Consider the following 19,788-nt stretch of genomic DNA (forward strand, 5'->3'; position numbering starts at 1 on the left):
GCTATGCATGCTGCGGCGCACTGGGTTGTCGGGTTGTTTAATGGTGATGTCGGTGGTGTTCGCTATGGCTGCCGCGCCATGCGTATTCGCCACGGGAGGGGCGGCGGCGGATCCGCAGCTGATGCCGGTTCGGTTCACGCTGTTCGTCACCGATGACGGCTGGATGAACCTCAGACCTCAGCGCGATCACCCTGCTGCGGAGGTGTCTTGCGCGCCCTCGTGCGCGGCCGACCACGGTGGGGCCGACGCTAAAGCCAGGAGGCTCACGGCCCGTGAACCCCGATAACGCTGTAGGACAATGAGTCCCACCGCAACACCGCGCCGCCGATACCTGATCGCCCGCATCGCCCATATCACCGGCGACGCGGCGTGGTGGGTGTTCGTGGTCGCTCGACTTATGGCGGAGATGACCTCCTATGGCCTCCCGCGCCGATACGCCGACTACAGCAGCGGCTCACTGTCCATGACTGTTCTGAATCGGGCCGATCGAGGCTGGACTGCGTACACGCCGCTGACCGATCATCTGCCTCCGGGCCTTGGTGACCGTTTTGTGGCCGCAGACACCATCTCGGCTTGCGTTATCGGCGCGCTGGCGGTGGTGATCATCGCTGCGGTCGTCGAAGCCATCGCCATCGGCCGCTGGCCCGCCGGCACGGGCACCATCGCCGCTCCCGTCCTGGGAGCGGCCGTCATCCTCACCGCACTTTACGAGCGTGCCGGCCACCCCTTCGGTGGCCTACAGCTGAACCTGGTCATCGTCTTCGTGCTGGTGCTCGTCGGCGTCGCATGCCGCCAGGTATGGAGCCAGGCGTTCGCACCGCGCCGGTCATCGGTGAACTGACAACTCAACGAAAGGCCGTGGGCATGGCGTCAAGGAAAGGTCACAAGGATGCTGTATTTCGGTGTGCTCGACGTGCTCGTGTTGCTGCTGGCGATCGTCGATATCGCTTGTACCGATGATCATGAAGTGCGTGGATTGCCGCGCGTGCCGTGGATCTTCATCGTCCTGCTGCTCCCGTTGGCCGGATCAATCGCCTGGTTTGTTGCCGGACGCCCGGCCGTCGCGACGCCGCGCAATGGCACGTTCGCAGATCGACGGTTCCCCGAGTACGACAAACCGGGCCGCTTCATTCCGGAGGATCCTGCCGCTGACGAGGAATTCCTGCGGCGCTGCCGCGAAAGAGCCGAGCAACAACGCCGTGCCGCCAAACTCAAACGTGCACAAGACGGCACCGACGGCCATGATGCGGACTGATCCGGGCGCCGTGCTGCGGCGGGGTCGCCAACGAACCCCACAAGCACGCGCCCGTCAGGCTGCCGGCCGCTCAACGAAACGGTCTGTCCTGCTAGGGGTCCGGTGACAGCGACCGACACGATGCCGTCGATGACCGAACGCGGTACTTTCGCCCAGGGCTCGTAGTGCCCGAACGGTCGCGAGGTGCCCATATCGAACGCATCGGGTATCTCGATGTCGGGTTGTACGGCCAGCGCCACCCAGTCGTCGGCGCTCAACATAATTGGGATGCGCTGCCTGCGGTATTCGGCGACTGCTCCGGTCGCAGGTGTGGCACCAATCTTGCATATTGTCACTTGTCGGACGGGCCGTTTGCAGTGTCCGGTCCTCGCATAGTGCAAGGCGGCCCGGCCGGCCCGGTAGGTGCGAACCGGTCATTGCGTGTGCCACCGGCGTCCGACACGAGAGCAGCATCTCGTCGAGGTGACGGGCGTACCGTCTGGTGACAGTCCCGCTGGAACGCAATGTCCATCGCCGGGTGTTGAGGCTCAAAGAGCTACGGATCGGGTTTGAACCGAAAGGTGTGACGATGTCGACCAGCCCGAACCGCGTGCCTGCATCCGAGTTTCCGGTGTGGACGTCAACCCCCGGTAGCCGCGACGTTGAGCTGGGTCGGCTGCCGGTCACATCCGGACGCTTGGCGATCCGTGACGTCTACGACCGCGCGCGCCCGCAGGTCGTGCTCGCTGTTCGGGCAGGGGATCACCGAGTCTGGGCCACCGAGTGTTACGTCCGGCCGGCGGGCACGGCTGACAAACCTGTGCTGCGGCCCGCGTACCTATCGGTGCAGTTATCTGATGTGGCCCCCGCCTACGTGGGAACGCCGGAGGCGTTGTACGACAGCGATATTCCACCCTACGGAGTGAGTGTCTACACCGATCTGGGGATTGTCCTGGTGCACGACGGCGATGCGATAACGGAGGCGGACATGGAGGCCCTCGACCAGGACTGGGAGCGGGCGTGGGAAAGCCCCAGTAATTTCTCCGAAGTGCGCAGCGACAGAGGGGCCACGGTGATCACCTGCAAGACGTTGGTCGACAACACGTCCATCCCCATCCTGGCCAGCTTCGACGCAGAGGACCGCCCCGTCGCGATCCACATCGACTTAGCGCTCATCGACATCGCGGGCACCGACAGGCCGGTCGCGGCGCCATCGCCAGATTCGTCGGTGAAGTCGCCCGTGAAAGACAAACGGACGCTTGCCGAGTTGTTTTGGCGGCGCAGATGGCGCATGTAACCATGTGGCGCCAAAAAGCCTCCGGCGCAACGCCAAAGAACGTCCTAGGGTCCACCGCGAGACGGTCCGCGCGGAGGCTGTCGACCATGTTGCGCGTCGCGCTGCTGTGCTGGCTGGCACTTATGATCGCTGGCTGCGCGCCGCAACCGGACGCAATGGCCACGGACGACGACAACGGCGGCCAGGTCCACGTCCTGACCGGTCAATTATTCGACATCGTCCTCGCTGACGACTACGACCAGACCTTCTGCCAGTGGCGCGAAGAACATATCGACAATCCTCACGTCCTGAACAAACTGGGTTCGCGCTACCAATGGGGGCGAAAGCCGCCGGCCGGGGTCGGAAATGGCACCTACACCGAGCGGTACCGGGCAAAGCAAGAAGGAACCACGAGAGTCAGTCTCGTTGAATCGACGAACGGCGGCCAGGTATGCCGCCGGTATGCCCTGACGGTGAAGGTGGGTCCGCAGAACCCACTGGACAGCATCATGTTCGGCTTCGGCCAGGTTCTTCCCTGGGTGCTCGTGGTCTCGGTCCCGGTGGGTATCGGGCTGGTGATCCGCGGCGTGTACTGGCTCGTGAGACGTCGGCGTCCCTGATCTGCGTGCGCCGGCGTCCGAGAACAAGACGCACAACCGTGAACGACTCAACCGGCTGCGTTCTGGTAGCGACGCGTTGGTGTGTTCGGGATCACGTGATCCGCACGTTCGGTTCCCGCCCCCAGCAACGACTAACCCTACAAAGCGGCGGTACCGCCACGACGGTTCAGAATATCCGGAACCTTCCAGGCCGACCCACCGCTCACGAGATAAACACCGAGTACATGCTGTTGACCGCGATCGAGCCCGCCGTGGAAGGGCACAGCGCTCCAAGCGTAAGGAGTACCGACGATGTCGTTGACCAGCGAATCCGACGTCGCGTGGGAGTTGGTGGATTGCATCCGCTCTCGCTTGACACCCACGCAACTCAACAACGCATACATCGACCTCGGCATCAGCGAATTTGGCGGCCTGATCGAGTCGTTAATTGCAGTCATCGAGCGCGAACAACTCACACTTCCGGATGCCCTCATGGAGAAACTGGACACCTGGCGCGCACTGCACCACCCAGATGGCCCCATCGCCGAGCGCCTCGGCCGTCAACTCGAAGACTGCCGGCACCGCAGTCCTGGACCAGCAGCCTGACACCACCAGCCAGCAACCAGCCCGCAACGAATCGTGCACAGATTCAACGATCGGGGAGCCGTCCGAGGCGGCAATACCATCTCGAAAGGGGAACTAGAGCAACATGTTAAGCCGACTACTCGCTCTCAGCGGTACCGCCGCAGTCCTCGGCGCGCTGCTATCCACGGCAACGCCAGTGCACCTGGGAGCTGTCGACCGGGCCGGATTCCCGATCCCATGCGGGACCGGCTTTCACCCACGCTTCGAAGTCGCCCAAGAGCAAGACCGACTCAATTTCGATCAGCACACCAGCGGCGGACCGATGTTTGTGGCGAGCAACTATGTCGAACAGTGCCAATCGATATTCGCTGACCGTCAATCGACCACGCTGCCGGTAGGCGCTGGCGGCACTGTGGCCTTGATCGCCGCCGTGGTAACGCGCCGTTACCGTCGTGCCCACTTGGGACAACATCCAGCGGTCACGCCTGTACTGATGCCGTCGATCACCCGAGAGGGCGCATTGTCATAGCAACACCCCGCCTACGCGGGCACGCCAGAAATGTTGTACCACGGCGATATCCCGCCATACGGAGTGAGTATCTACACCGATCTGGGGGCTTGCTGGGCCAGACGCTACTGCACCCGCTCGGGATTTCGAACTGAGATAGCCCGTCAAAGGTGCTGTGCACCAGCTCATTCAGTGCGAGGGCTAACCCGTAGGAGGCGTGCGGACCGATGGCTTTCGCCGACACTCTCGGCGGCAAGCCGCAGGTGAGCTCGGTGTTACGGTGTCGTGGTGCGCCACGCAATCTTTATGCCGCCGTTCGGCGAGTTGGCCGACCCTCAAGCCATCGTCGACATCGCGATCGCCGCCGAGGAATCGGGCTGGGACGGCCTATTTGTCTGGGACCATATACTGAGCCCGATCGGCGGCCAGTGGGAAATCGCCGATCCCTGGGTCACATTGGCAGCTGCTGCGTCCAACACGAGTCGAATCAGTTTGGGGCCGATGGTCACACCGCTACCGCGGCGCCGCGTCCTCAAACTTGCACGGGAGACCCTGACACTTGATCGGCTGAGTCGCGGACGGCTGATTCTAGGCTTGGGCACCGGTGACGATCGGGGCCGGGAATACTCCGCGGTCGGAGAGGACGCCGACGCGCGGCGACTCGGGCGCCTGCTTGATGAAGGTGTCGGATTGTTGACGGCCATGTGGGCCGGTGAAACCGTCACACATCGTGGTCAGCTGGTCGCCGACGACGTGCGTGCGCTACCCGACGCCGCGCAGCAGGTGCGAATCCCGTTGTGGTTCGGCACCGCACGCCACAGCGGCAAGCCAGTCGAACGAGCCGCCCGCCATGACGGCATATTTCCGCTCACAGGCGACGCGTCGACGGTTGCCCAGATCGCCAACACCATCGACCAATTGCGCGGCAGCTGTGAAGGTTTCGATATCGCCGTCAAGACTCGCCCGGGTACTGACGCGGCCGAGTTTGCCCGCGCCGGCGCGACCTGGGCAATGCACGCTTTCTGGCCTGGCGACGGCACAGATCAGGTACTGCGGGTGATAAACGCCGGCCGCCCGAACTGACGAGTTGCCGGGTCTCTCGCGCGCCGGGAGTCGGCGGTCTGCGCCCCTCCGTAATGTCGTCAACTTCAGACGGGAGATACCAGCGCCTCGTCCGCGAGGTCGTCGAGTTCCTTGCCCTTGGTCTCGGGGCCCAACAGGTAGCCGACGACCGTGAGCAGCCAAATCGCCGATAGCGCCAGATACGGCGCCTGTACGCCGTAGTGACCGATGGCCCAGCCGACGACGGTCGGCGCGGCGATCGAGACGATGCGGCCGCCGCCGACAGCGACGCCAAATCCGGTGCCCCGCAGCACCGTTGGGAACAGCTCGGAGATATACGCGTCGCCGACTCCCCACAGCCAACCGAGGGTGGCGATCGATATTGCACCGTAGACCTGGTATTCGGCCATCGAATCCGAGGTGGCTGCCAGGATGGAGGAACCGGCCGCGATGATGGCACCGAGGACCGCCGAAGGACGGCGACCGAATCTGTCGGCCAACGCGGTGCCCAGAAAGACGAAGACGACTTGCAGCAGGAAGAACACCAGGGCGTAGCGAATCGCATCGGTGGTGGATGCGTGGAATCTCTTGACGATGTACGTCGTGAGAAACAGGGTGGAGCCCCAGTAGCCAACCGCGTTCGCCGTGTAGATCAACCAGCCCACGACCAGACGCCGGCGTACCCCGGGTAGCTTCCACAGCTTGGCCCTCGGAGTGCCGTCCTGCTTTCGTCTTTCGTCGACCTCGGTATAGCGCGGCGATTCGGTAATACCTTGGCGGACAAGAAACAAGATCACAGCTGGAACGATGGCGACGATGAATGCCCATTGCCAGCCGAACCGTGGCACCAGCACGAGCGCAACCGCCGCCGCGAGGACGTAGCCGAGCGAGAACAACGAGAAGATAACCCCGCCCACGCCGATCGCCCGGGTCTTGGTCGGCCACACCTCGGCGGTATAGGGGGCACCGACCGCCAGTTCGCCGGCGCCGCCCACGCCGGTGAGGAAGCGCAGGCCGGTGAATGCCGCCAGGTTCGTGGTGATGCCGGCCAATGCCGTGGTGATGCCGTAGAGGAGGATCGACGCACCGAGCGTGGCCTTGCGGCCCCACCGGTCGGCGGCGAAACCGAATCCGATGGTCCCGATGGTGTAGCCGACCAGGAAGATCGATCCGATATAGCCGGCCTGAGCCTCGGTGATCTGCAGGGTCTTCTTGATCTCGGGCAACACCAAGCCGTAGATGTTCACGGCGTAGGAGTCAAAGCCGTACCCCAATCCCGCCGTCACTGCCACGAACACCGCCGGCTTCAACGGCTGCGATTTCAGTGTGGGTGAATCAGCTTGCGCCTCTTCGAGATTGGCGGACATGTGGCCGACGCTATCGGGTGCCGGTCGGCGTCCGGATATTCAGAATCCGCGGGATCGAAAGGGTATTCAGATCTGGCCGTGATTCGGCGGTGTCACACCGGAAAGCTCCCACGCACCGATGTGGTGGTACTTCCAGTCGACGGGGTCGTGCACGCTGTGGGTACGGGCATTACGCCAGTGTCGGTCGAGGGCGTACCGGCGATCGGTTCCGCTTGCCCCAGTGAGCGCGAACACCTGGCTGGCTACGTCGACGGCGACGTCGCTGCTGAAGGCTTTGGCCTGGGCCACCGCTATCGAGCCGCGCGCGGCAGCGTCGGAATCACCGACGTCAAGACCGATGTCTTCGAGTTCCCCTGCAGCCCAACGTAACAGCTGGACAGCCGCGCGGGTCCGGGTGGCGAGCTGGCCGAATCGCAGCAGGACGTGCGGATCGTCGCTCGCCGTGTTGGCCTGTCCGTAGCGCACCGCCTCGAAGAACGGGCGGCTGCGGGTGCGGACGAACTCGCCGGCGTCGGCGAGGGCGCCCTCCGCGATGCCGGCTTCGATGGCTGCGTGGACCAATTGGGCCCGTGCGCCGAGAAGTTGCGGCTTCTCGAATGCCGACCAATAGGGTACGACCAAGTCGCCGTCGATCGTGACGCCATCCAGAGTGGTGGTCCCACTCACGGTAGAGCGTTGCCCCATGGCGGCCCAGTCTTCGTCGATGGTCACACCGGGTGCGTCACGTTCGACGAATGCCAGCACGAGACGGTCGTCGCGATCGAGTGCGCTGACTGCCAGCCACCGAGAAGTGATGGCGCCGGTGCAGTAGTACTTGGTGCCGTCGACCCGCCAGCGCGTGCCGTCGTTGCTCAGGCGGGTTTTGAGATCCTGGGCATGATGGCCGCCGCGCTCGGCGAGCACCGGTGCGATGCGCGCCCCGTTGACGACGGCGGGAAGGATGCGGGCTCGCTGCAGGGGAGTGCCCAGCAGGCGCAGGATGTCCACGGCAAGGTAATGGCCTTGTGGCACCTGGGCAAGGGCTGGATCGGCCGCTGCGATGATCCTGACAACTTCGGCCAAAGTCCGAGGCCCGAGCCCGTCTCCGCCGTCTTCGATCGGCACTGTGATGGCCGGCAGGCTGAGGGTGTCGAACTCGGAAACCTCTGCCTGGGGCACGGCGCCGATTCGATCACGTTCGGCCGCATCAGGTTTCACCGCTGCGGCGAATTCTTCTGCGACAGCGACGACGTGCGCGTGCGTCCTGGGCGCCGAAGTTCGCACCATGCTCACGAGCGCCGATCAGCAAGCAGCCCACGTTCCGCGAGAATGGGAGTGACGCCCTCGCCGAAGGAGTAGGCCTCTTCGAGGTGTGGATATCCGGACAGGATGAACTCGTCGAGACCCAGTTCGTGATACTCCGCGATGCGGTCGGCAACCTGCTCATGGCTGCCCACCAACGCGGTGCCGGCACCACCACGAACCAGCCCGATACCGGCCCACAAGTTGGGGGACACCTCCAAGTTGTCGGTCCGGCCGCCGTGCAGGGCAGACATCCGTCGCTGCCCCTCTGACTGCGAATTGCGTTGAATCTGCTGGGCGCGACTGATGCTCTCGGCATCAAGACCTGCCAGCAGCTTGTCCGCCTGCGCCCATGCCTCCGCTTCGGTGGGGCGACTGATGACATGCAGACGAATCCCGAACCGCAGTTCTCCGGCGGCCAGCCGCGCCCTCTCCAGATTTTTGACCCGGTGGCGCACCGCATCGAGCTTCTCGGCGACCTGAGCAGGTGGCTCACCCCAGGTGAGGTACACGTCGGCGTGTTCGGCCGCCACTTCCAGTGCTTCGGCCGATGACCCGCCCAGGTAGATGTCAGGAAAGGTGTCGGCGGGGATGATGGTCGCGTCCTCCACCGACAGGTGCTTGCCGGTAAAAGTGACCGGTTCGCCGGACCACAGCTGCCGGAAGATCGTGAGGAACTCCGCGGCCCGCTCATAGCGCTCCGCTTTGCCGAGATGATCGCCGAAGCGGCGCTGCTCGACATCGTCGCCGCCAGTGACAACATTGAGCAGCAATCGATTCCGCGAGATTCGCTGGTACGTAGCGGCTGCCTGGGCGACCAGGGTCGGCGCTTGCAAGCCTGGCCGGAACGCGACCAGGTACTTGAACCGTTCGGTCCGTTGGGTCAGTGCCGCGGTGAACACCCAGGCGTCCTCACACCAGCTACTGGTGGGAGTCAATGCGCCGGTGAATCCGAGCCGGTCCGCCGCGCCCGCCACCAGGCTGAGGTAATCGAGGTCGGGCGCGCGGTCTGCGCCGAAGGTGCCCGCGCGGCTGCCTGCCGCACCGACCGCGTTGCCCAGACTCAGGTCGCTGCGCGAGTCACCATTGGTGGGCAGGAACCAGTGCAACGTGATGGCCATCGGTCTACCGGTACAGCGAGAACTCGGGGCGACGACCGTTGAGGGTCCAGTCACCAACCTCTTTGGCCTTGTACGCCACTGGATCATGCACCGTGTGGGTGCGCAGGTTTCGCCAGTGCCGGTCGAATCCGTACTTGGTGGACGTGGCGCGTGCCCCCTGGATTTCGAACAGGCGGCTGGCGGTCTCCAAGCCGACCTTCGTGGAAAGGTACTTGGCTTCGTAGACGGCCACCGCGGCTTCGGCGCGCTGGTCTTCGGACAGCGCCGGCCCAAAGTCCAGCGCGGCTTGCAAGGCATCGCCGGCCCGGTCGGCCAACAATGCGGTTGCCCGTACTTGGCTGACGAGCTCGCCGACGGTCTGCAGAACGTACGGGTCGTCGGTGGCCCGCGCGACTCCCGAGGATTCCCATGCCGAGCCGTGGGCTCGCGTCCAATCGAGCGCCTCGGCCAAGGCCCCCTCTGCGGTACCGAGGTAGAAGTTGACGAACGCCAACTGCCAGTGCGGCGTCACCAGAGTCTGGTACGGCGTGGGATCCGAAGCGACGAACGGTTCTTCGCCGAGCACTTCGTCATGCTCGATCCGAGCGTCGACGACGCGGACACCACCCGAGTCCGTCAGACGCTGACCGATGTTGTCCCAGTCATCAAGGAAAGTGAATCCCTGACGGCCGCCACGGACGTCGAGCGACAGAAAAACCAGACTGCCGTCGAGCGAGGCCGTGACGGACAGCTGATCGCCGGTACTCGCGCCGCTGGCGAACGTGCGGCTGCCGTTCAGCCGGAACCCGTTGCCGTCGCGGGTCAAAACCAGATCAGAGCCCCCGCGGGGATTCTGAATTCCACCCCAGAACAGCTTTTCGGCTGCGTTCTTCCGGGAGAGCGCGTCAGCTTGAGCGGGCGTCCCGAAGAGCGACACGATGCGGGTCTGGGCGTAGTGGTAGCCGATGAGATGGGCGATCGACGTGTCACCACGGGCGATCCGCCTCGTCACCTGAGCCGCCTGCGCGTAATTGAAGCCCGAGCCGCCGTATTCGACCGGCTCTTGCACTTGCAGCAGATCATTGCGGCGCAGCAGCTCGATCTCTTCACGCGGCGCGGCGTTCGCCCGGTCCCGCGCGGCGGCGGTCTCGCGCAGTTCGTCAGCGACGCGGTCAGCGGTGGCCAACACGGCGGCGACGACATCGTCGTCGGCAGGGGCAGTCGTGGTGAGAACAGTCATGGCTCAACTCCCGGGAACGTAACACGGCCACAAGCCGAAGGGGCAGTGGCGAATTCAGGCGGTTCACTCAGAAATATAGGGACGAGAAACGCCACACCGTGCGGCCCCGGATTCGACGCGTGCGCTCGGAAGAGGCCTGACCACCGGCGGCAGCGTCGATTCCGCTAAAGATCATTCTGATTCCAACGCGGTCGTCAGTTCAGGCGGGCGGGCAGCCGTTCGCGGCGCGTAGATGTCAGAACTGTGTCGCCGACAGACGATCGGCGACCGATTGGGGACTTCGGTCCCTACTGGACTGTTGTCGCCACGCGATCAGATAGCGATACGAGAGGTTGACCGCCCTGTCATTGCTGGGGCATGCCATGGCCTTGGCAACGGGTCCGTTCGACGGAGGTAGTTATGAGCATCACCCCGCACATCCAGTCGCGGACGCGTCTGTTCGCCCGCGTGTTGGGTCCGTATCTGTTCATTGCGGCGCTGACCATGATCGGTCGAACCGCCTACATGCGTTCGATGATCGAAGCGTTCAGCGCGGATGCGGTATGGCCGTGGGTAGCCGGCGCGTTTGTCCTGCCGATGGGCCTTGTCGTCATCGTCCTGCATCCCTATTGGCGTGGACCGTCCGCTGCCGTGGTGTCGCTGCTCGGCTGGCTGAGCGTCGTCAAGGGCATCGCGCTGATGGCCTTCCCCCAGGCTTACCTGTCCATGGGCCAGTCTGCGCTCAGTGCCGCTACGTGGTGGCAGGCAGGATCGGTGTTGGTCGCAGTGGTCGGCCTGTACCTGACGTACGTCGGCTGGGCTCCCGTCCACAGCCATCCGGATTCGTACCAATCTGCGGGCGCTGTAACCGATATGCCGCACGCTGCGTGAATCCCGACCGCGCGCGGCCAGGTTTCGCCGCGCCGGCTGCCGATCTTGCCGCAGAGATGACAAACTTGCCGCCGAGATGACAGATGAGAGTGAGACCCAGAAAAAGCAGCCATTGGTCGGTGGGGCCGCGATGACGTCTCGCGGGTCGCGTGCGTCAATGCGGGCCCGGGCGTCTGCGGCGTGGAAGGTCCTCGGTCCGGGATTCGTGACGGGATCGTCCGACGACGATCCGTCCGGTATCCAGACATACAGCCAAACCGGGGCGCAGTTCGGCTACTCCCAGCTATGGGTGGCTGCCTGGGCATATCCCTTCATGGTGGCGATCCAGGAGATTTGCGGCCGAATCGGAATGGTCACCGGCCGCGGCCTGGCGTCGGTGCTGCGCGAAAATTATTCGCGTAGGGTGCTTTTCATCGCTGTGTCGCTGCTCACGGTCGCCAACATCGTGAACGTTGGCGCTGACCTGGGAGCGATGGCGGCCACCGGTCAGATGCTCGTTCACGTCCCCTTCCTGGCCTGGCTCGCGGTGATCGTGGGCATCTCACTGCTGCTGCAGACCTTCGTGCCGTACCCCGCCTACGCCCGGTTCCTGAAGTACGCGAGCCTGAGCCTGCTCGCATATGTCATGGCGGCCTTCGTCATTCATCATCCGTGGTGGCCCACGGTGGCGGTCAGTGCATTCGTTCCGCATGTCGAGTGGTCGCGCGATTACTTGCTCAACATCGTCGCCGTCCTGGGCACCACGATCACGCCGTACTGTTTCTTCTGGCAGGCCGACCAGGAAGCCGAAGAGGATTTCGCCCGTGGCCGAATGCAGTTCTACGGCAAGGGTATTCCGGTGGTCCACGACAGGGACATTCGCAACATGAGGGTCGACACCACGGTCGGCATGGGCTTTTCGAATTTCGTGCAGTTCTTCGTCATCCTGACGTGCGCCTCCACCCTTCATCAAGCAGGCGTATTCAGCGTTGACACACCGGATCAGGCCGCCGCCGCACTACGGCCACTTGCCGGCGACTTTGCCTTCCTGCTGTTCGCGATCGGCATCATCGGGGTCGGGTTTCTCGCGGTGCCCACCTTGACGGGTTCGGCGTCCTACGCGCTGTCCGAGGCGCTGGGCTGGAAAGCGGGGCTCGGATACACCTTCCGCGAGGCCCGCGCTTTCTATGTCGTGATTGCGTTGGCCACGATTGTCGGTGTCGGTCTGAATTTCATTGGGATTCCGCCGTTTCGGATGTTGTACTACGCCGCCGCAGTCAACGGGGTGCTGGCACCTCCGCTGATGGCGCTGATCACGTTGGTCGGCAACAACCGATCGATCATGGGAGAGCACGTCAACGGCCGTTTCGCCAACGTCATGGGCGCGGCGATCGTGGTGATCATGGGTGTGTGCGCTGTGGCGTTACTCGGTTCTCTCATCACCGGTGCGTGACGGCAACAGGGTTTGGGTCGTACCTGCCGTTGCCCGTGCACTCATGATGCAGCGATTTCGAGTGTCTGGTTATGCCCCACCCTCAGAACTCGCACGTTCGGCCTACGCACCCGCCGCTGAAGCCGGTATCTGCCTGGGCTAGTGCGGGTTCGGGCGCGGCATAAGACAGTACCTGGCCTTCGTGGCTGCCGTAGCGGTAGATCGTTATGCCCTTGACCTTTGCCTTCCACGCCGCCAGGTAGATGGCGCGGACATCGTCAACCGTGGCGGCAGCGGGCAGATTGACAGTCTTCGACACTGCGGCGTCGACGTGACGCTGCACCGCGGCCTGCATCCGCAGATGCCACTCCGGCGCGATCTCGGCAGCAGTCGGGAACGCCGCCCGCACGTCCGCGGGCAACCGCGAATAGCCCCGTACTCCGCCGCGCTGCGCGATGACGGCGGTCAGCTCATCGCTGTAGAAGCCGCGGTCGCGGGCCAGACGATCAAAACACGGGTTGACCTCCAGTAGGTGCCTGCCGACGATCGCCCGGGTGAAGGCGATTGCGAACATCGGCTCGATCCCCGCGGTGGTGCCGGAGATCAGCGAGATGGTGCCGGTCGGGGCAACGGAGGTGAGCTGCGCGTTGCGTCGCGGGCCGCCACGCACGAACCGGCTGTCGGCGAGCGCGGGAAACGCACCTCTTGCCTCGGCCAGCCGACGGGACGCCAGGTGCGCCGACCGCTGAATGCGGCGCATGACTCGGCCGGTCAGTTGCACCGCCTCCTCGCTGTCGTACGCAATGCCCAGCACCGCAAGCAGTTCCGCCAAACCCATGACGCCGAGTCCGACCTTGCGGGTGGCGCGGGTTGCCTCGCCGAGTTCGGGGAATGGGTAGCGGCTGACGTCGATCACGTCATCGAGGAACCGCACAGCCACCGTCGCGACGTCGGCGAGCTTGTCCCAATCGACGCGACCGTCGGTGACCATCCGAGCCAAATTGATCGAGCCGAGGTTGCACGACTCGTACGGCAATAGCGGAACCTCTCCGCACGGGTTCGTCGCCTCGATTCGGCCCAGTCCCGGCACGGGATTGGCCCGATTGATCGTGTCCAGAAACAGCAAGCCCGGATCGCCGCACCTGTGCGCGGATTCGCAAATGGCGTCGAACAGCTCGCCTGCCGGTACTCGGGCAACGGTCTTGCCGGTGCGCGGATTGACCAGCCGATGTGTGCCGTTCCTTTCGACGGCGCGCAAGAACGCGTCGCTCACACCGACTGATAGGTTGAAATGTGTTAACTGGTAACGTGATTCGTCCTTGGAGGTGATGAAGTCATGGATGTCCGGGTGTGACACGTCGAGCACCGCCATGCACGCACCGCGGCGACGCCCGCCCATCGAGACCACGGCTGCGGCGGTGTCAAAGAGCTGCAGAAAGGACACCGGTCCGCTTGCCGTGCCACCGGTGCCGGCCACCCGATCCCCGGCGGGGCGCAGGTGCCCGAATGAATACCCGGTGCCGCCCCCGGCCCGCTGGATCTCGGCGGCCTGGCCCAAGGTGGTGAAGATGGAGCGCAGCGAATCCTCAACGGGCAGAACGAAACATCCGGAGAGCAGGCCCAGATCGGTGCCGGCGTTCATCAATGTGGGCGAATTCGGCAGAAATTCGAGATTCCGCAGTAGCGCCGAAAACCGCTCGGCCCACTGCGCCGATGAGCCCGATTGATACTCGTCTTCCGCGGCGGCCACGCAGCGCGCCGCGCGGTCCATCATCTCGCCGGTCGACTCGGTGAGAGCGCCCTGGTCATCGCGCAGCAGATAGCGTTCGCCCAGCACCGTGACCGCGGCCAGGCTCAGCTTCAGCTCATCGCGGACCACGAGCAATTCCTTGGCCGTGCGCAACTCGGCATGACGGTGCCGGTAAATGATGTATGCGCGGGCGACATCGTCAAGGCCTGCTTCGCCCAGCCTCGCCTCGACGAAATCCTGAATCTTCTCGACCTGTGCTACACCGGGTCCCAGTGCGTCGGCAACGGACCCGGCCACGACGACCGGTATGTCGGGATCGTCGTTCGCCACCTCGCGGGCCGCCCGCGCGACCGCAGCTTCGATCCGGGTGACGTCGAAAGGCACGACGGTCCCGTCCCGGCGCTGTACCTTCGCCGGCCACCGGGGCGCCGCCGTGGACCTCATCGCCATAGCTACCAGTGCGGCGGTACTTCGTCGTCGATGACATGAACGGCGGCTTCCTCTGCGGACGCTGCACCGCCGCTGATACCGACGTCCGTGGCAATCAGCTCTGCCTCAGTGTCTTCGCCAAATCCCAAGTCCGGTGCGACAAGTCGACCTGCTCGCGCGCGGCCGACCTCTCGTCGCTCGGGAAATTCCGCTTCGCGCTCGGCGTCGTCGGAACGTTGCTGCTCGTCCGCGTCGAGTAGGACGTCAACACGTGATGCCGGATCGTGTTCTTCCTCCGCGAGCAGCTGGTCCATGCTCTCCGAGGGCCCGAAGGCGCCACGCCCGTACAGTCGCTCGGGCGGCGAGTATCCCTCATCGAGCATGTCGTCGATGCCGCGTTCGATCAGGGTGTCCTGCGGCTGCAGCTGGTTCTCGTCGTCCACGCCGTATTCGCCTGCTGCCGGGCCGGTCTCATAGTGAGTGCTCATGATCTGCTCGCCGAGGTGTCGCCGGTCAGTGGCTGGCGAGAGCCGGTGGGGCGCAGACGGCCTTGACGAACTGCGCGACGGCGTATTCGGGTAGATGCCGCGCGATGTCGCCTTCGCTCACCATGCCCACCAGGCGGTGATCTTCGATCACGGGTACCCGCCGGACTTGGTGTTCTTCCATGACGTTCAGCATCTGCTCGATACCGGCGTCGGCGTCGACGTAATAGGTGCTGCCTTGGGCAAGCTCCGCGGCGGTGACCGTGTTGGGGTCATGCCCGGCGGCGATGCATTTGATGACGATGTCACGGTCGGTGATCATGCCGTGCAAGCGATCATCGTCCCCGCAGATCGGTAGCGCACCAACGCCCAACTCGCGCATGTGCTGAGCCGCCGCGGTCAATGTCTCGTGCTCTCCCACACATGTTGCTCCGGCGTGCATGATGTCACGGGCCCTTGTCATGGTGTTTCTCCTCGATATCGAAGGGAGCCGGGGGCTTCGGCTCCTCGCACAGTTCGATATTTCACCGCGGCGCGAGCCCGATCTAGGGCCATTCGGCCTTCGCGGCGAGGGCGCTGGACTTCATCCCACGACTGGTTCGGAAATCTCGACAGATTCCCGATTCGCTGTCGGCACTGCTGCGTTCGGCCCGGGGGCGTTTGGTTCCACGGTCAGGGTCATTGGCCTCTATGGCCAGCCGGTCGTCACACTGCAGACTTGTCCACAACTTCGCGGGCGGTGTCGAAAATTTAACTGTAACAACAATTTAGGCTCCGGTCGGCAATCGCCGGACGCGACGACATCACGTTGAAGGGAGATGAGGACCATGCCCTCTATCACCTGTCCCGTTTGTCATCGGCATATTGCCGTGACGAAGGAACATCACCAGAAGACGCCGAAGCATGACGACCACAAGGGACAACCGTGCCGAGGTACTGGTCGCGAACCATTGCCGGGGCCTGAACCTGTTTGATCGTGGTTCGGCTGTCATATCGGCACTGACCATTTGATGCAAGTCGCGGTCTGAGGCCCCTCAAACCTTCGTGGTGATACGCGTCAGCGAATCCTGTCGGTACCTAGCCGTGCTCATCGGGTTGCGCGCCGATCGCCGGCTCATCTGGCTCAGCCTCGGAGGCCAGCTCGATCGCGGCCAATGTGAACTGTTCCGCCAGTTCTTCGATGGTACTGGTGGAAAACCGGCTGGATGCATACCACCAGTCCAGCTGCAATAGCCCGTCGCAACGGTAAGCACGCAACTCCAGCGTATGGGCCGGCCCCGGGTGAGCCCCGATGATGGGCGTCATGCCATAGCCGAAGAGCACCTCGGACACCTGATCCGGGTCGGCGATCGCCTCGTCGAATGCGTTGCGCACATTGTGCAGCATGTCCGTGGCCGAAACCTTGTCGTACGACACGCACTGCAGCGGGACACGTCGCACCACGGCCAGGGCACCGCCGACGCGTTCGTTTGCCGCAGCCACGTCGAGGACGATCTGTCCCGGCCCGATGACCCGGTCGATCGCGCGTCCGAGGGCGGCGATGAGGAGTATTTCGACGTCCAGCGTGAGGTACCAGCTGGCACCGTCGACCTCATCGGTGATCACTTGGGACATCGGAGCCTCGAGCCGAGCCATGTCGAGCGAGGTGCCGGACGAATCATCGGTACCGAAGTCGTAGTCGGCGACATGTAATGGGGTCGGACTGGCGGACGGACGAATGTCCGTCCTGGTGGAGTATGCGAGATTCATAGCTATGTCAGCTTTCGTTAAGTTCTGCTCTTTCTGTCCAGATCGGTAACGAACCGGCAGATCGGGCCCCTCGTTCATGATTCGGGCCCGAGCTTGGTCGGGTTCATCGCCAGGCCGGCGACTGGGTCGGCGGCCTTTCGACGCCGTTGGTCAATCAGATGCCTTCGTTGTGAATACGCCTGAATTCGGTAGCTGAGCGACTCACGAAAGGCCCCACGCTGGGGGACTTAAGCCACCCGATTGCCAAGGTGGGCTACATATCTGCCGAGCCATGGGCCCGGCGACCGCGGTGTGGATGCAGGCAGACGGTTTGCCCGAGAGGTGATCGGACGGCGTTTTCCGGCGCCCCGACACCTACGCCAACGGTCGGGTGATCGTCCGGGCGGCGTCGCTGAACCGTAGTGACGTCGTCGCGGTGGGCGGGCCTCGCGGAGGCGAACGTGCCATGGCCGTGTGGGTTGATCCTTTATGTGGCAGGGGTTTTGGTTGAGGCTCTGGAGCGCATGACTTTTACCAAACCGGTTACTGCGGTGATCAGCCCGGTTGCCGCAACGAGTAACGTCGCGACGGCGCTGACCTTGGCGGGCCAACCAATTGCGCTCGGCGCACTCGCGTTCGGGCTTGGTTGGCCACCTGTGGGCGGCGGGGCGGTCACCGTTGTTGGCGCCTGCACGGTGACGGTGACGGGGGATTGCGGCGCAGGCGCGGTCACGGTGATGGGCATCTGAGGCTCCGCGGCATCGGGTCGGACCGTTATTTGGGTCTCGGGTGGCGTCCCGAGCGATTTGTTGGGGTCACGCGGAACAATTGTTATGCGCGGTTCGAGAGGAGGCGGGACCGACGTGCTGGGCGGGTGGGGTAACGACGTGGTCTTGCTTCCTGAATGAGACGTGATGATTACCCCGAATAGGATCACGGCCAACGCGGTCAGCGAGAGTCCGACCGCAATCCACAAGCGACCCCGGCTTTGCTCGGCAGGCTTCGACCCCTCCACGCCTATAGCATGAGCGCCTTCGGCGTGGCTTGGGGCCGGTCTGCACAATTTCCTATACCTGCGTATTTGTGAACTGCTCAGACGCGTGCCGAGCGTTGTCTCGGCACCTCTGGTCAGCGCCGCTGCACCAAGAGTGTTTGCGCCGAGGTCCCGATGAACCCCTGCTCGTCGAACAGCTCGGCGGTCGTCGACCCGAGGCCGTCCGGACCGATCGAGCCGCGGGCCCGCAGGCAGAATTCGGGGCCCACGGGAGCGCGGTGCAGGTGCACCGTGGTGTCGGTGTTCATGAACATGAACTCATTCGGATCCAGCGCGGCGCCAACGCCATTCGCGGAATCGACGACCATCGCCAGCCGCTGCAGGTCGGTCGGCTCCTCGTCGTCGACCAGCGAGATCAATGGCCGCATCCACACCACGGAGGCGCCCGCGTCGTCGGGTTGCGGGACCCAAGTGACGGTCTCGAGATAACCGGGCCGGCCCTGCCAGTGATGCCGGAACCCGGTATCAGGCACGCGGGTCATCGGCGGGTAACGGTCCAGTACGGCGTCGCGGGTGTCGCTGCGGGCGATCAGCCACGCCGACAGCCGCGCCACCGCCCGCTCGGAACCGTCAGGCTGGGCGGCCGTCATCTCCGCGGTCATCATGCAGATCCGGGATCCGGGCCGCGACACCCACGTCCGAACCGCAACGGGTGCAACGGGAATGGCGCCGAGAATGTCGAGAGCCAGCCGGCTCACCTGCATGCCGCTGTCGGCGGCCAGCTCTTCGATCGCCTTGGTCAGCAGTGCCAGCGGCGGCGAACCGTGCTGGATGCTCGTATCCCAGTTACTGCCGGTGCCCTCGGTCGATTCGAAGCGCTGCAGATCGCCGTCGGAGCCCCGCCGACGGTAGTAACAGTCGATCATGCGACCCCGAAACTCTCGGGCCAGCCGGGATACGGCGGGGGAGTGCCACCGAAGGCGGGGCACAACTCCTGGTGCGAGCACCAGGAGCACAGCTTGGACGGGTTGGGCCGGAAGTCACCGGTCTCGCCTGACTTCTGGATGGCTTGCCAGATGGCCATCAGCGTCTTTTCGAACCTCTCCAACTCAGCAAGATCGGGGCTGTAGTCGAGCACCTGACTGTCGGCCAGATACAGCAACCGCAGCCTCGCTGGCACCACGCCACGCATGCGCAGCAGCGCCACCGCGTAGAACTTCATCTGGAACATGGCCTTGAACTCGGCCAGCGCCCGGGCTTCCGGTGGAGCCTTGCCGGTCTTGTAGTCGACCACCCGCAGTTCGCCCGTCGGTGCCACGTCGATCCGGTCGACGAATCCGCGCAGCAGCGTCCCGTCGGACAGCTCGACCTCGACGCGTTGTTCGCAACTGTGCGGGTCGAAGCGCGTCGGATCCTCGAGCCGGTAGTACCCCGACAACAACGTGCGGGCCTCGTCGAGCAGCGTCTCGCGCAGCTCGGGCGCGATCTCGTCCGCAAGCTCGGGCTTCTCGGCGACCACCGCGTCCCACGCCGGCGTCACCAGCGACAGCGCGGTCTCCGGGACCCGGTCGGTGGCGGGCAGTGCGTACAGCTGTTCCAACGCGGCGTGCACCACCGAACCACGCAACTGCGCGGTGGACGACGGCTCCGGCAGCCGGTCGATGGCCCGGAACCGGTAGAGCAGCGGGCACTGTTTGAAGTCACCGGCCCGCGACGGCGAGAGCGCCGGCCGTCGGACAGGGGCGGCAGAGGTCATCCGCGATCCGCCTTCGGCTCCTCGCTGGCGGTGGTCATGCCAGCAGCTTAGGCCGCGACAGCGACAAATCGGCTCAGCCGGGCCGTCACGAGACTTCGTGAACCCCGGCCGTC

20 protein-coding genes are annotated in these 19,788 nt (G+C 64.4%); 9 read left to right on the forward strand and 11 right to left on the reverse strand.

Going from position 1 to position 19,788, the window contains the following annotated elements; genetic code table 11:
• Window positions 1-298: 298 nt before the first annotated feature.
• The 5 genes from ACX12F_RS10245 to ACX12F_RS10265 all read left to right on the forward strand — a co-directional run bounded on the left by ACX12F_RS10245 (window position 299) and on the right by ACX12F_RS10265 (window position 3,715).
• Window positions 299-841: a hypothetical protein gene (locus ACX12F_RS10245; RefSeq protein ID WP_459369457.1), complete on the forward strand. Its 543-nt coding sequence runs from the start codon at window positions 299-301 to the stop codon at window positions 839-841.
• 63 nt (window positions 842-904) lie between these two features.
• On the forward strand, window positions 905-1,255 hold the full coding sequence (locus ACX12F_RS10250) for a PLD nuclease N-terminal domain-containing protein (RefSeq protein WP_459369458.1): 351 nt from the start codon (window positions 905-907) through the stop codon (window positions 1,253-1,255).
• A 568-nt stretch (window positions 1,256-1,823) separates the two neighbouring features.
• A complete protein-coding gene (locus ACX12F_RS10255) occupies window positions 1,824-2,531 on the forward strand; it encodes a DUF4241 domain-containing protein (protein ID WP_459369459.1) in 708 nt (235 codons plus the stop codon).
• Between the two features lie 86 nt (window positions 2,532-2,617).
• Entirely contained in the window at window positions 2,618-3,130 is a 513-nt protein-coding gene (locus tag ACX12F_RS10260) for a hypothetical protein (protein ID WP_459369460.1), read from the forward strand.
• 291 nt (window positions 3,131-3,421) lie between these two features.
• On the forward strand, window positions 3,422-3,715 hold the full coding sequence (locus ACX12F_RS10265; protein ID WP_459369461.1) for a hypothetical protein: 294 nt from the start codon (window positions 3,422-3,424) through the stop codon (window positions 3,713-3,715).
• Between the two features lie 157 nt (window positions 3,716-3,872).
• On the opposite strand, the gene ACX12F_RS10270 is transcribed toward ACX12F_RS10265, so the two are convergent.
• Window positions 3,873-4,154 (reverse strand): hypothetical protein, encoded by a 282-nt coding sequence (locus ACX12F_RS10270; RefSeq protein ID WP_459369462.1) that lies wholly within the window; start codon window positions 4,152-4,154, stop codon window positions 3,873-3,875.
• Window positions 4,155-4,490: 336 nt separating this feature from the next.
• On the opposite strand from ACX12F_RS10270, the gene ACX12F_RS10275 reads away from it, so the two are divergent.
• Window positions 4,491-5,285 (forward strand): LLM class flavin-dependent oxidoreductase, encoded by a 795-nt coding sequence (locus tag ACX12F_RS10275; RefSeq protein WP_459369463.1) that lies wholly within the window; start codon window positions 4,491-4,493, stop codon window positions 5,283-5,285.
• 65 nt (window positions 5,286-5,350) lie between these two features.
• Here ACX12F_RS10275 and ACX12F_RS10280 read toward each other — a convergent pair whose 3' ends face one another.
• The 4 genes from ACX12F_RS10280 to ACX12F_RS10295 form a co-directional block, all read right to left on the reverse strand.
• Window positions 5,351-6,631 (reverse strand): MFS transporter, encoded by a 1,281-nt coding sequence (locus ACX12F_RS10280; RefSeq protein WP_459369464.1) that lies wholly within the window; start codon window positions 6,629-6,631, stop codon window positions 5,351-5,353.
• Between the two features lie 66 nt (window positions 6,632-6,697).
• Window positions 6,698-7,897 carry an acyl-CoA dehydrogenase family protein gene (locus tag ACX12F_RS10285; RefSeq protein WP_459369465.1) on the reverse strand — a complete coding sequence of 400 codons (1,200 nt, stop codon included), beginning with the start codon at window positions 7,895-7,897 and terminating at the stop codon, window positions 6,698-6,700.
• A 2-nt stretch (window positions 7,898-7,899) separates the two neighbouring features.
• Window positions 7,900-9,033: an LLM class flavin-dependent oxidoreductase gene (locus ACX12F_RS10290; RefSeq protein ID WP_459369466.1), complete on the reverse strand. Its 1,134-nt coding sequence runs from the start codon at window positions 9,031-9,033 to the stop codon at window positions 7,900-7,902.
• 4 nt (window positions 9,034-9,037) lie between these two features.
• Window positions 9,038-10,252, reverse strand: a complete 1,215-nt coding sequence (locus tag ACX12F_RS10295) for an acyl-CoA dehydrogenase family protein (protein ID WP_459369467.1) — start codon at window positions 10,250-10,252, stop codon at window positions 9,038-9,040.
• A gap of 399 nt (window positions 10,253-10,651) precedes the next feature.
• Here ACX12F_RS10295 and ACX12F_RS10300 point away from each other — a divergent pair, with 399 nt between their 5' ends.
• Both ACX12F_RS10300 and ACX12F_RS10305 read left to right on the forward strand, forming a co-directional pair.
• Window positions 10,652-11,122 carry a hypothetical protein gene (locus tag ACX12F_RS10300; RefSeq protein ID WP_459369468.1) on the forward strand — a complete coding sequence of 157 codons (471 nt, stop codon included), beginning with the start codon at window positions 10,652-10,654 and terminating at the stop codon, window positions 11,120-11,122.
• 76 nt (window positions 11,123-11,198) lie between these two features.
• Window positions 11,199-12,554 (forward strand): NRAMP family divalent metal transporter, encoded by a 1,356-nt coding sequence (locus ACX12F_RS10305; RefSeq protein WP_459369469.1) that lies wholly within the window; start codon window positions 11,199-11,201, stop codon window positions 12,552-12,554.
• Between the two features lie 82 nt (window positions 12,555-12,636).
• Here the strand turns inward: ACX12F_RS10305 and ACX12F_RS10310 are convergent, their stop codons facing one another.
• From ACX12F_RS10310 to ACX12F_RS10325, 4 genes are all read right to left on the reverse strand, one after another.
• Window positions 12,637-14,727: an adenosylcobalamin-dependent ribonucleoside-diphosphate reductase gene (locus tag ACX12F_RS10310; protein ID WP_459370301.1), complete on the reverse strand. Its 2,091-nt coding sequence runs from the start codon at window positions 14,725-14,727 to the stop codon at window positions 12,637-12,639.
• 8 nt (window positions 14,728-14,735) lie between these two features.
• Window positions 14,736-15,200, reverse strand: a complete 465-nt coding sequence (locus ACX12F_RS10315) for a DUF5709 domain-containing protein (RefSeq protein WP_459369470.1) — start codon at window positions 15,198-15,200, stop codon at window positions 14,736-14,738.
• 25 nt (window positions 15,201-15,225) lie between these two features.
• On the reverse strand, window positions 15,226-15,660 hold the full coding sequence (locus ACX12F_RS10320; protein ID WP_459369471.1) for a CBS domain-containing protein: 435 nt from the start codon (window positions 15,658-15,660) through the stop codon (window positions 15,226-15,228).
• 614 nt (window positions 15,661-16,274) lie between these two features.
• On the reverse strand, window positions 16,275-17,024 hold the full coding sequence (locus ACX12F_RS10325; protein WP_459369472.1) for a hypothetical protein: 750 nt from the start codon (window positions 17,022-17,024) through the stop codon (window positions 16,275-16,277).
• 425 nt (window positions 17,025-17,449) lie between these two features.
• Here ACX12F_RS10325 and ACX12F_RS10330 point away from each other — a divergent pair, with 425 nt between their 5' ends.
• Window positions 17,450-17,674 carry a hypothetical protein gene (locus ACX12F_RS10330; RefSeq protein ID WP_459369473.1) on the forward strand — a complete coding sequence of 75 codons (225 nt, stop codon included), beginning with the start codon at window positions 17,450-17,452 and terminating at the stop codon, window positions 17,672-17,674.
• Window positions 17,675-18,053: 379 nt separating this feature from the next.
• On the opposite strand, the gene ACX12F_RS10335 is transcribed toward ACX12F_RS10330, so the two are convergent.
• Both ACX12F_RS10335 and ACX12F_RS10340 read right to left on the reverse strand, forming a co-directional pair.
• Entirely contained in the window at window positions 18,054-18,845 is a 792-nt protein-coding gene (locus ACX12F_RS10335; protein WP_459369474.1) for a thioesterase family protein, read from the reverse strand.
• On the reverse strand, window positions 18,842-19,675 hold the full coding sequence (locus tag ACX12F_RS10340; RefSeq protein ID WP_459369475.1) for a RecB family exonuclease: 834 nt from the start codon (window positions 19,673-19,675) through the stop codon (window positions 18,842-18,844). The genes ACX12F_RS10335 and ACX12F_RS10340 overlap by 4 nt, the downstream gene beginning before the upstream one ends.
• Window positions 19,676-19,788 lie beyond the last annotated feature (113 nt).

Source organism: Mycolicibacterium sp. HS_4_1 (assembly GCF_054515875.1).